Origin of the sequence: Mycobacterium sp. (assembly GCF_025965855.1) — a bacterium.
GTDB lineage: Bacteria > Actinomycetota > Actinomycetes > Mycobacteriales > Mycobacteriaceae > Mycobacterium.
Genome location: NZ_JAOPWB010000112.1, coordinates 67,518 through 76,984, shown reverse-complemented (window position 1 = coordinate 76,984; position 9,467 = coordinate 67,518). Strand labels below are relative to the sequence as shown.

Below are 9,467 nucleotides of genomic sequence, written 5' to 3'. Positions count from 1 at the left end.
CAGCGGCGGCGGCGGCGGTGTTAATGCCGGTGCTGCGGCCGGCGCCGGAACTGCGGGCAGCGATTACGGCAGCGCCGCCAACGCCACAGATGCCAACCCCGGCGTCGCAACCACGGGGGGCAGCTACCTCGGCACCGGAAACGTCGGCGCGGCCAACGTCGGTGCTGTGAATGTGAGTGGCGCAAGCGCGGGGCTGCTCGGCGCCGGCGGCATGGGAGCGATGATGATGATGGGGGCCGCGGCATCGGGCTCCTCGACCTCCGCGACCACGACCTCGGCACCGCAAATCCCGCCTGCCAAGGCGGCGGAGGAGACCGCGCCGCCGGCGGAGGAAGCCTTGGCGCCGGAGGCCGAGGAAGCAATGACTCCAGCGGCCGCAACACCCCTCGCGACGACGCAGGCCGCGGCTGGACCGGCCGCAGAGATCTCGGCGGCCAAGGCCAAGGCTGCGAAAACACCGGAGGCGGGGGAGCGGCTCGCGTTGGCGACACCGCTCGCGGAGTCGCGGGAACCGGAAGCTCGGGCCAACTAACCTCCTGCAGACCCTGGGGGACGGCGATTCGGGCGTCGCAAACACCGGGTTGTGGAATGCGGGCACCGTGAACGCCGGTCAGGGATTCGCCACCTACGGCGCCGCCGTCAACTCAGGCTTCTTCAACACGGGCACCGACATTCCGCGCTTTGGAAACTCCGCCGGCGATTCCGGGATAGGGGCCATCTCAGGCATCGGCTTATTTCTTGTAACGGGCGTTCGGGCGCTGGCAGCGGAGTCGGATCCACTGCCGCGGCCGCGGGTAGTCTTGATCGCGACGTCTGTACGAAGGAGCGATCCGATGACCGTGAAAACCGTCAGCCCTCTTCGGCGCGGACTCTACGGCCTGGTTGCCGCCGGTCTGCTGAGCGCCACCGCCCCGGCGATGATTGCGTCGCCGCTGGCCAACGCCGATCCGCAATGCGATCAGACCGTGGGTCAATCCATCGACTCGTACCTAACCCGACATCCCGATGTGAAAGCACAACTGCAGGCCAGGTCTCAGGCCGAGGGCGGCGGCGGCAACGTCATCGACTACCTCAACCGCCATCCCGACGTGCGGCAGCATCTGATCGACCTGTCCCAGCAGTGCGCGCCCTAGCGAGCGGGCGTCGTCTCCAAACGGCGTCGACGACGCGCGGGAACGTTCGCCATTGACTAAAAAGTAGAACACGTTCTAGCGTCTAGGCGTGTTCGCAGATTCCTTTTCAGGCCCGCTCACCGAAGCGATCGCCGAAGCCGAGCAGCTGGTGGCCGCCGCGCCGCACATCGAGACCGAAGCCGACCTACTCGAAGGACTGCAGTACCTGGCCGGCTGCATTGCGGGCTGCATGCACCTGGCCTTCGACTACGAGCGCGACCATCCGCTGCTGCAGTCGGGCACCGGGCCGTTCACCAAGATGGGCCTGGACAACCCCGACACCCTCTACTTCGGCACCCGGGTGCAGGCCGACCGCGAGTATGTCGTCACCGGCAGGCGCGGCACCACCACCGATCTGAGTTTCCAGCTGCTGGGCGGCGAGTACACCGACGACAATGTGCCCGCCAGCCAGGCCGCCTTCGACGACCGGGAACTCGAGATCGCCGCGGACGGTAGCTTCGAGTGGCGGGTGCGGCCCACCAGCCCTGGGCAACTCGTGATCCGCGAGGTATACGGCGACTGGTCGGCGCAGCGCGGCACCCTCACCATTTCCCGGCTGGACACCGCCGGCACGGCACCGCCGCCCCTGACCCGACAGGTGATCGAAAAGCGCTATGCCACAGCGGGTAAGCAGCTGGTGAACCGGGTGAAAACGTGGTTGCAGTTCCCGCAGTGGTTCTACCTCGACATCCCGGTCAACACCATGGTCGCACCCAGGCTGACCCCCGGTGGCCTGGCGACCCAATACTCGTCGGTGGGGCATTTCGATTTGCGACCCGATCAGGCGCTGGTGATTACGATCCCGGTCTCGGATGCTCCCTATCTGGGCTTCCAGCTGGGCAGCCTGTGGTACATCTCGCTGGACTACATCAACCACCAGACATCGCTCAACAACACTCAGGCCCAAGCGGATCCGGACGGCAAGGTCCGCATCGTCGTTGCCGACCAGAACCCGGGCGTGACCAATTGGGTGGAAACGCTCGGCCATCGGCGCGGCTTCTTGCAGTTCCGCTGGCAGCGGGTGTCGCGTGAGCTCACCGAGGCCGACGGGCCCACGGTGGAGCTCGTCGACTTCGATGCGGTACCGGGCGCGCTGCCGCACTTCGAGCACAACAAGATCTCCGAGGATCACTGGCGCGAACGAATCGCGTTGCGCCAACAGCAAATTGCGGCAAGGATGCTGGGGTGACGATGTCAGGAATGCTCAAGCGAAAGGTCGTCGTCATCAGCGGCGTCGGGCCAGGGCTCGGCACCACGCTGGCGCACCGGTGTGCGCGTGACGGTGCCGACCTCGTGCTCGCGGCCCGCTCCCTTAAACGGCTGGAGGCCGTCGCCAAGGAGATCAACGACTCGGGGCACAAGGCGTTGGCGGTGCGCGCCGACATTACCGACGACGAGGAGGTGGGTTACCTCGTCGAGAACACCATGGCGGCTTACGGCAAGGTCGATGTGTTGATCAACAACGCGTTCCGGGTGCCGTCGATGAAACCGTTGGCCGGCACGTCGTTTCAGCACATCCGCGATGCGATCGAGCTGAGTGCGCTGGGGGCGCTGCGGCTCGTCCAGGCCTTCACGCCCGCGCTGGAGGAGTCGTCGGGATCGATCGTCAACGTCAACTCGATGGTGCTGCGGCACTCGCAAGCGAAGTACGGTGCCTACAAGATGGCCAAATCTGCCTTGCTGTCCATGTCACAGTCGCTGGCCACCGAGCTCGGCGAGAAGGGAATTCGCGTCAATTCCGTTGCGCCCGGCTATATCTGGGGCGACACCTTGCAGAGCTACTTCGAACATCAGGCCGGCAAGTACGGCACCACGGTCGACCAGATCTACCAGGCCACGGCCGCGAACTCCGACCTCAAGCGGCTGCCCACCGAGGACGAGGTGGCCTCGGCGATTTTGTTCCTGGCCAGCGACCTGTCCAGCGGCATCACCGGGCAGACCGTGGACGTCAACTGCGGGGAGTACCACACCTGATGACCGACCGCACCGATGTCGGCACCGTCGCCGAGCTGCACGCTTCGGCCACCAAGCTGACCGGCCTAGACGACTTCGGTGCGGACGACGACAACTATCGCGAGGCGCTGGAGGTGCTGCTCGACTCCTACCGGCGCGAAGCTGACCTAACGGTGTTGGGCAGCAAGATGAATCGGTTCTTCCTGCGCGGCGCGCTGGTGGCCCGGCTGCTGTCCCAATCCGCGTGGAAGCAGTACCCCGAGCACGCCGACGTCGCGATCAAACGGCCGATCTTTGTGACCGGGCTGGTGCGCACCGGCACCACGGCGCTGCACCGACTGCTCGGCGCCGACCCGGCGCATCAGGGTCTGCACATGTGGCTGGCGGAGTTCCCGCAGCCGCGCCCGCCCCGGGAAACCTGGGATTCGAACCCGTTCTATCGCCAGCTCGACACGCAATTCACGCAGCATCACGCGGAAAACCCCGGCTACACCGGCCTGCACTTCATGGCCGCGTACGAGCTGGAGGAGTGCTGGCAGCTGCTGCGGCAGTCGCTGCATTCGGTGTCCTACGAGACCCTGTCGCACCTGCCCAGCTACTCAAAGTGGTTGTCGCAGCAGGACTGGACGCAGTCGTATCGTCGGCACCGCAAGAACCTTCAACTGATCGGACTCAACGACGCCGACAAGCGGTGGGTGCTGAAGAATCCCAGCCACCTCTTCGCGCTGGACGCCTTGATGGCGACCTATCCCGACGCGCTGGTGATCCAGACCCACCGGCCCGTCGAGACGATCATGGCCTCGATGTGCTCGCTGGCACAGCACACGGCGGAGGGATGGTCACCGACCTTCGTCGGCGCCCGGATCGGCGCCGACTCAATGGAAACCTGGTCGCGCGGGCTGGAAAGATTCAACACCGCGCGCGCCAAGTACGATCCGGCTCAGTTCTACGACGTCGACTACCGCGAGCTGATCGCCGACCCGACGGGCACGGTGGCCGACATCTACCGGCACTTCGGTCTGACGCTGACCGACGAGGCGCGACTCGCCATGGAAAAGAGTCACGCCGAAAGCCAGTCCGGCGAGCGGGCGCCCAAACACACGTATTCGCTTGCCGACTACGGGCTGACCGTCGAAGCGGTTAAGGAGCGGTTCGCGGGGCTGTAGTCCGGTTGCCGGTCACAGGTGCCACGTGCGACTCGGCGTCGGACAAGGCAGACAATTCGGGCACAACGGGTCCCGGTCCGCAGAGAGACCTATGTGGCGCATGTGACCAGACGCCTGCGGCTATGAGCATCGCTCGATCCGCCGCCGGGTTGATTCAATCCGGATCGTCGGGGTGGTCCAGGTAGCCCTCCGCGGCCGCGTGCTCGATGCTGTCGCTCAGCTTCGGGCATGCGCGCGCACGCGCGGTGTTCCCGCCTGACTCGCGGATTTCGCTGAAGTACGCGCAACGCTGCGCCGCCTGGGTGTTCCACTGGACCGCGGTGTGACCGGGACCCAGCCTTTTGACCGTGACCGTGATATGGCAGAACCGGCAATCCACCGGCAGCAGCCCCGACGTCAGGTAGCGCTCACGATCGGCGCGGGTGGCGTCGGCGACGGCGGCGGCGCGTTGCGGGTCGTTGGCGAAATCCCTTGACTTCAACCAGGATCCGGACCCGTCGTTTCGACCCGGCGATTCATCGTGATCGTGATGATCGCCATGCAGCATCAACATCGACCGGGCGAGCCGATCGACGTCGGGCACTGCCGGCTGATCTTCGGGCATGGTCCTAGTGTTGCTCGGCGGGAACGTCGTCCGACGGCTCCCTTGCCTTGAGGTTCTCCTCGACCTCGGCGTTCCAGTACTCGTTGGCGCGGGTGGTATCGACTTCGATCTCGAAGCGCTCCACCATTTCTGGCGCGACGTCGGCGACGTCGACGTAGAACTGCTGGTACCAGCGGCGCAGCTGGTAGACGGCGCCGTCCTCCTCGACCAGCAGCGGGTTGTCGATCCGCGTCTTGTGTCTCCAGATCTCGACGTCCTGCAGGAAGCCCTTGCTGACCCCTTCGGTGAAGACCCGCGACAGCTTGTCGGTCATCGCTTCGTCCATGCCCTTGGGCTTTTCGACGATGACCCCCCACTGCAGCATGAACGAGTTCTGCGTGACCGGGTAGTGACAGTTGATCAGGATCGACTCGGCCTTGTAGCCGCCGTAGCTGTTGTGCAGCCAGTTGATCATGAACGACGGCCCGAAGTAGGACGCCTCCGAATCCAGATGCGCCTCACCGTAAGACGTCCCCAGATCGTTCACGTCGGGGCGGCCCACGTTGTGCAGGTACTGCGAGGCGATGTGGCCCTCGAAGACGTTCTTGAAGTACGTCGGCAGCCCGAAATGGATGTAGAAGAAGTGCGCCATGTCGGTGACGTTGTCGATGATGTCGCGGCAGTTGGACCCCTCGATGAGGATGCGGTTCCAGCGCCACTCGGTCCATTCGCCGCTGTGGGCTTCGGCAATCTCGGGGATCCTGACCGCGGGGTCCGGCGGGTTGCCCTCGTGGTCGTGCCAGACGAACAGCAGGCCGCCGCGGACGTCGGTCGACCAGGACCGGGTGCGCGCGGTCTTGGGAGTGCGCTTGGCGTAGGGCACCAGCTTGCAGCGGCCGTCGCCGCCCCAGCGCCAGTCGTGGAACGGGCAGGCGACCTCGTCGCCCTTGATGGTGCCCTCGGACAGGTCGCCACCCATGTGCCGGCAGTAGCCGTCGAGCACCTTCAGGTCCCCGTGCGAGTCGGCGAAAACCACCAGCTTGGTGCCGAATGCCTGCACGGCGTGCGGCTTGCCGTCCTGGAAGTCCTTTGCGACGCCCAGGCAGTGCCAGCCCCGGGCAAACCTAGTCGGCAAGGCGCCGGGATCTATTTCCCGGATGCCGGCGGCCTTGGTGTCGGTACTCAACCTGTTACCTCCAGTGGTCTCTAACTAGAACACGTTACAGTTTTTGACCTCGATGGCGCAATGACGGCGGGTCTGCGTGCGGTATCAGCGGCGGATTGACGCTGGGGTATATCTAAACGATGCCGCTGTTTGCTTTCGAGGGCCGGTCGCCGCAGATCGATCCGACGGCCTTTGTGGCCCCGACCGCGACGCTGATCGGGGACGTCACCGTCGAGGCGGGGGCGTCGGTCTGGTTCAACGCCGTGCTGCGCGCCGACTATGGTCCGATCATGGTGCGGGAAGGCGCCAACATCCAGGACGGGTCGGTATTGCACGCGCCGCCCGGCATCCCCGTGGACATCGGTCCGGGCGCGACGGTGGCGCACATGTGCGTCATCCACGGCGCCCACGTCGGGAAGGAGGCGCTGATCGCCAACCACGCCACCGTTCTGGACGGCGCGGTGATCGGCGCGCGCAGCTTGGTTGCCGCCGGGTCCCTGGTGCTGGCCCGCACCCAGATTCCGGCCGGGATGCTGGCGGTCGGAGCGCCGGCGCAGGTGAAGGGCCCGATCGCCGGAACCGGCGCGGAGATGTGGATCAACGTCAACCCGCAGGCGTATCGCGAACTGGCACAGCGGCATTTGGCCGGGCTGGAGCCGATCTAGGCGCATCACGCCTCTTTGTCCGAGCCTGGTGAGTGGCCTGCTCTGGTGCCGCGAAACGGGCCCGCGCTCTAGATGCGTCGAGTGCTCGCGGCGGCGCGGTCCATCTCCCAGTACGCCCGCAGGGCGACCATCTTGCCCTCGTCGTTGGCCTTGTAGGTGAACACGCCTTCGGCGGTGACCTGATAATCGCCCGTCGTGATGAGGATGTGCCCGACGTTGGCTTCCTCGTTGCCGCATTGGTAGGTATCGCGGAAGACGAACTCGATCTTGGTGGTAGGGGCGATGGCCATGTCCCAGAACGCCGAGATCGCGTCGCGCCCTCGGTGCCCCTTGCCTTCGGGGTCGAATGCCGACGGCCCGATGGGGTCTTCGACGATCGCGTCGTCGGCGAACACCGCCAGCCACGCTTCCTTATCCCTGGCGATGACTGCCTCGCGCGAGCGGCGACCGGCCTCGTGGGCGGGGCGCTTGGTAGTGCTCTCGATGGTGGTCATGCTGGCACCTTTTCGGGTTTGACGGGCTTATCAGAGGAGACCACCCACATGGAGTAGTACTGCGAGCCGCCGCCGTAGGCGTGGCCCAACGCCTTTCGTGCGCCGGGAACCTGGTGATCCCCGCCCTTGCCCATCACCTGAATCGCAGCCTCCGCGAAGCGAATCAGGCCCGACGCGCCGATCGGGTTCGACGACAACACACCGCCCGACGGGTTCACCGGTAGGCGGCCGCCGATCTTGGTCTCGCCCGCCTCGGTGAGCTTCCAGCCCTCGCCCTCGGGGACAAACCCGAGGTTTTCCAACCACATCGGCTCGAACCAGGAGAAGGGAACGTAGATCTCGGCGGCGTCGATCTCGTCGATCGGGCTCGTGATGCCCGCCGCCTTCCACAGCGCGGCGGCCGCGTCGCGCCCCGCCTGCGGGCTGACCTGGTCGCGGCCCGAGAACTGCAGCGGCTCGGTGCGGAGCGCCGTGGCATGGATCCACGCCACCGGTTGTCCTTGTGTCAAACGGGATTCGGCAATCTCCTCGTTGCCGATGACGACCGCGGCCGCACCATCGGAGGATGGGCAGGTCTCGTCGTAGCGGATCGGGTCCCACAGCATGGGCGACTCCATCACCTTCTCCAGGGTGATGTCGGGCTGGTGCAGGTGCGCCAGCGGGTTGCGCGCACCGTTGAGCCGGTCCTTCACCGCGACCATGGCACCGATGTTCAACGGGGCGCCCGACCGGCGGATGTACGACCGAACGTGCGGGGCGAAGTAGCCGCCGGCGCCCGCGCCCACCGGCTTGATGAAGGGGATCGGAATCGACAACGCCCACATGGCATTTGACTCCGACTGCTTTTCCCAGGCCATCGCCAGGACGCGTCGGTACTTTCCGGACTGCACCAGGCTGGCGGCCACCACCGCGGTGGACCCGCCGACCGAACCCGCGGTGTGCACCCGGATCAGCGGCTTGCCGGTGGCCCCCATCGCGTCGGCCATGAACAGCTCGGGCATCATGACGCCCTCGAAGAAGTCCGGCGCCTTGCCGACCACGACCGCGTCGATGTCGTCGAAGGTCGAACCGGAGTCTTCCAGTGCACGGTCGATCGCCTCGCGCACCAGGCCGTTCATCGAGACGTCTTTGCGCTTGGCGACATACTTGGTCTGCCCGGTACCCAGTACCGCGGCGAGGTGTGCCCCTGCACCGGCCATCAGTTCTTTCCTTCCATGACCGCGACCAGGTTCTGTTGCAGGGCAGGCCCGCTGGTGGCGTGCGCCAGCACCCGCTCGGCCGAACCGTTCCAGATGTGTTGCGCCGCAAAGCCGATCCGCTCCAGGCCGGCGACGAACATAGGGTTGGCCGCCAGCGCGCCACCCGAGGGATTCACCTTCGTCTCCCCCGGGAGGTTGATCGCCTCCGCCAGGATCAGGTGCTGATGGGTGAACGGCGCACAAATCTCGGCCACATCGAGGTTACGGGTGTTTCCACCGGTGGCCACCCGCGCCGCGGCCTTGGCCGACGGCGACTCCGTGAGGTTGCGAACGCCCAGCGACGGGGATTCGATGCGGTGTTCGATACCGGTGATCCAGGCCGGGTTATCGCGTAACTCGCGCGCCCGGTCGCCGGCGGCCAGCACGATCGCGGCGGCGCCGTCGGTGATCGGCGCGATGTCGTGGCGGCGCAGCGGGTCGGCGAAGAACGGCCGTTCGAGCAGTTCATCGATGCTCTTGGCCGGTTTCTCGGAATCGTTTCGTTCGGCGTGTGCGAACGAGTCGAGGGCGACCTGAGCCATCTGTTCGTGCGTCCATTTGCCGGAGTCGAGACCGATCCGGGCCTGCAGTCCGGCCATCGACACCGAATCCGGCCACAGCGGGGCGACGGTGTAGGGGTCGGTCTGCCGGGACAGGATCTGGCGCAGAATTCCGGCCGAGGACTTTCCGAAGCCATACACCAGGGCGGTGTCTATCTCACCGGTGAGGATCTTGATGTAGGCCTCGAACAGCGCCCACGCCGCGTCCATCTCGACGTGCGACTCGTTGATCGGCGGAACGGCGCCGATCGAGTCGATTGCCGAGATGAAGGAAAACGCCCGGCCGGCAAGGTAATCCGACGAGCCAGAACACCAGAAACCGATGTCTCTCTGGCCGATACCCAGTTCTTCGTAGAGCTGGGCGAAGCACGGCATCAACATCTCGACGCCGTTGGTGGTGCCGTCGGTGCGGCGGACATGCGGGGCGTGGGCGAACCCGACGACCGCCACTTTGCGTTCGCTCATGTGGAA

Annotated in this window: 10 protein-coding genes and 1 pseudogene; 6 read left to right on the top strand and 5 right to left on the bottom strand. The window is 65.9% G+C overall.

The genetic code is table 11. The features are described from left to right. The 5 genes and pseudogenes from JWP83_RS08535 to JWP83_RS08515 all read left to right on the top strand — a co-directional run. Nucleotides 1-532, top strand: a pseudogene (locus JWP83_RS08535) (hypothetical protein); the annotation flags it as partial. Nucleotides 533-833: 301 nt separating this feature from the next. Further along, complete coding sequence (locus tag JWP83_RS08530) at nucleotides 834-1,133, top strand: hypothetical protein (protein ID WP_297728566.1); 300 nt, start codon at nucleotides 834-836, stop codon at nucleotides 1,131-1,133. 88 nt (nucleotides 1,134-1,221) lie between these two features. Further along, on the top strand, nucleotides 1,222-2,361 hold the full coding sequence (locus JWP83_RS08525) for a hypothetical protein (RefSeq protein WP_297728563.1): 1,140 nt from the start codon (nucleotides 1,222-1,224) through the stop codon (nucleotides 2,359-2,361). Between the two features lie 2 nt (nucleotides 2,362-2,363). Next, nucleotides 2,364-3,146: an SDR family oxidoreductase gene (locus JWP83_RS08520; RefSeq protein WP_297728578.1), complete on the top strand. Its 783-nt coding sequence runs from the start codon at nucleotides 2,364-2,366 to the stop codon at nucleotides 3,144-3,146. Then, the gene (locus JWP83_RS08515) at nucleotides 3,146-4,291 is read left to right on the top strand and encodes a sulfotransferase (RefSeq protein ID WP_297728560.1); all 1,146 of its coding nucleotides are present in this window, start codon (nucleotides 3,146-3,148) and stop codon (nucleotides 4,289-4,291) included. The genes JWP83_RS08520 and JWP83_RS08515 overlap by 1 nt, the downstream gene beginning before the upstream one ends. A 154-nt stretch (nucleotides 4,292-4,445) precedes the next feature. Here the strand turns inward: JWP83_RS08515 and JWP83_RS08510 are convergent, their stop codons facing one another. Together JWP83_RS08510 and JWP83_RS08505 are read right to left on the bottom strand one after the other, a co-directional pair. After that, nucleotides 4,446-4,895: a hypothetical protein gene (locus JWP83_RS08510; RefSeq protein WP_297728558.1), complete on the bottom strand. Its 450-nt coding sequence runs from the start codon at nucleotides 4,893-4,895 to the stop codon at nucleotides 4,446-4,448. Nucleotides 4,896-4,899: 4 nt separating this feature from the next. Beyond that, a complete protein-coding gene (locus tag JWP83_RS08505; protein ID WP_297728555.1) occupies nucleotides 4,900-6,060 on the bottom strand; it encodes a Rieske 2Fe-2S domain-containing protein in 1,161 nt (386 codons plus the stop codon). A 119-nt stretch (nucleotides 6,061-6,179) separates the two neighbouring features. On the opposite strand from JWP83_RS08505, the gene JWP83_RS08500 reads away from it, so the two are divergent. After that, a complete protein-coding gene (locus JWP83_RS08500; protein WP_297728552.1) occupies nucleotides 6,180-6,704 on the top strand; it encodes a gamma carbonic anhydrase family protein in 525 nt (174 codons plus the stop codon). Between the two features lie 68 nt (nucleotides 6,705-6,772). On the opposite strand, the gene JWP83_RS08495 is transcribed toward JWP83_RS08500, so the two are convergent. Genes JWP83_RS08495 through JWP83_RS08485 form a run of 3 tightly spaced genes read right to left on the bottom strand, consistent with a single transcriptional unit; the run spans nucleotide 6,773 to nucleotide 9,461 of the window. Then, nucleotides 6,773-7,198: a nuclear transport factor 2 family protein gene (locus JWP83_RS08495; protein ID WP_297728549.1), complete on the bottom strand. Its 426-nt coding sequence runs from the start codon at nucleotides 7,196-7,198 to the stop codon at nucleotides 6,773-6,775. After that, nucleotides 7,195-8,397, bottom strand: coding sequence for a thiolase domain-containing protein (locus JWP83_RS08490; RefSeq protein ID WP_297728546.1), 1,203 nt, complete (start codon nucleotides 8,395-8,397; stop codon nucleotides 7,195-7,197). The genes JWP83_RS08495 and JWP83_RS08490 overlap by 4 nt, the downstream gene beginning before the upstream one ends. Beyond that, the gene (locus JWP83_RS08485) at nucleotides 8,397-9,461 is read right to left on the bottom strand and encodes a thiolase domain-containing protein (protein WP_297728543.1); all 1,065 of its coding nucleotides are present in this window, start codon (nucleotides 9,459-9,461) and stop codon (nucleotides 8,397-8,399) included. Before JWP83_RS08485 ends, JWP83_RS08490 begins: the two co-directional genes overlap by 1 nt. Between the last annotated feature and the right edge of the window lie 6 nt (nucleotides 9,462-9,467).

Bases quoted from the DNA above. Each gene is read 5' to 3' on its own strand.
- JWP83_RS08515 (WP_297728560.1), top strand. From the start codon at position 3,146: ATGACCGACCGCACCGATGTCGGCACCGTCGCCGAGCTGCACGCTTCG.
- JWP83_RS08510 (WP_297728558.1), bottom strand. From the start codon at position 4,895: ATGCCCGAAGATCAGCCGGCAGTGCCCGACGTCGATCGGCTCGCCCGG.
- JWP83_RS08490 (WP_297728546.1), bottom strand. From the start codon at position 8,397: ATGGCCGGTGCAGGGGCACACCTCGCCGCGGTACTGGGTACCGGGCAG.
- JWP83_RS08485 (WP_297728543.1), bottom strand. From the start codon at position 9,461: ATGAGCGAACGCAAAGTGGCGGTCGTCGGGTTCGCCCACGCCCCGCAT.
- JWP83_RS08520 (WP_297728578.1), top strand. From the start codon at position 2,364: ATGTCAGGAATGCTCAAGCGAAAGGTCGTCGTCATCAGCGGCGTCGGG.
- JWP83_RS08530 (WP_297728566.1), top strand. From the start codon at position 834: ATGACCGTGAAAACCGTCAGCCCTCTTCGGCGCGGACTCTACGGCCTG.
- JWP83_RS08495 (WP_297728549.1), bottom strand. From the start codon at position 7,198: ATGACCACCATCGAGAGCACTACCAAGCGCCCCGCCCACGAGGCCGGT.
- JWP83_RS08500 (WP_297728552.1), top strand. From the start codon at position 6,180: ATGCCGCTGTTTGCTTTCGAGGGCCGGTCGCCGCAGATCGATCCGACG.